We start from the raw sequence: 1,149 nt of genomic DNA, 5'->3' as shown, positions 1-1,149 counted from the left end.
TATTTTAATAATACTATTAAAAAGTTTAATAGTATTATAGATAAAGTAAGGCAGACTGCTGAGCAGGTTTCGACATTTTCACAGGAATTATCGGTAAGTACAAAAGAGAATAGCATAGCCTTTAAAGAAATTGCAAGTGCTATTACAGGATTAAATTTAGGAGCACATTCTCATGAATATGTAGTGCAAAAATGTTTAGGGATTGTTCAACAAATGGAAAGTAAGATGAAAGAAATTAAAGGAGCTGCAAAACAAGTTGGCAATGCTTTGGAAGACATGGACCAGCATTCTGTAGAGGGAAAAGATTTGATTAAGCAAATCGTGAATCAAATGAAAAGAATCAGAGATACAGTTCAGGATGTATCTTCTAGTATTTATGCATTAGAAGTACGATCTAAGGAAATTCATGAAATTCTTACTGTAATTACAACCATTTCAAATCAAACAAATTCATTAGCTTTAAATGCTTCTACTGAATCCTCATGTGCTGGAGAGTTGGGAGAAGAATTTTCAGGTGTTGCGGACGAGGTACGTATATTAGCGGAAAGAACCGAGGCATCTGCGAGGGATATAGCTAAATTAATTGGTGAAACCCAGGCTGAAGCAGAGAGAGCTGTAAAATCCATACAGAAGAGTTCAAAGGAAGTTGAATCAGGAATAACACTTGTTCAAAGTAGTGGTGCTTTCTTTGAAAAGATTTCAGAATCTGCACAATCTGTTACAAATCAAATTAAAGCGAATTCGAATAATTCAAGTGACATTCTAAAAGATAATCAAACAATTGTTCAGTTTGTAAATGAATTATCACACATTGCAAATACATATGTGAATAGCAGTAGTAATGTGGAAACAAGTATGAAAGAGCAAGAACTATATGTACAAGATATTGCAGAGTTAGCAAATTCTTTAAATTGGCTCTCGCAAGAGTTACAGGGGTTAATAGGGGAATTCAATAGTAAGTAGGATAGGAGAAGGTGTAGGTGTAGGTATAGAGTATGACCTATACCTTTATTTATTCCCACATCAGAGATGAAAGCTTAGGTATATATGAAAAATAGCTAAACGAATAATTTTTTTGCATATTTTGTTGGAAATAGAGCATGATATTACCAAATTCAACGGAGGTGTTTAAAAAATGCAAATTCGCGA

Annotated in this window: 1 protein-coding gene; it reads left to right on the top strand. The window is 33.6% G+C overall.

The window, feature by feature from the left end; translation table 11 throughout:
• Positions 1 to 963: methyl-accepting chemotaxis protein (locus ACQGSG_RS29075; RefSeq protein WP_426948765.1), on the top strand; the 963-nt coding region annotated here is incomplete at its 5' end.
• Between the last annotated feature and the right edge of the window lie 186 nt (positions 964 to 1,149).

Source organism: Bacillus sp. GMa5/1 (assembly GCF_050172015.1).
Classification (GTDB): Bacteria; Bacillota; Bacilli; order Bacillales; family Bacillaceae_G; genus Bacillus_A; species Bacillus_A cereus.
Note: the sequence above shows the minus strand (reverse complement) of the source record. Positions and strands in the feature narration are given on the sequence as shown.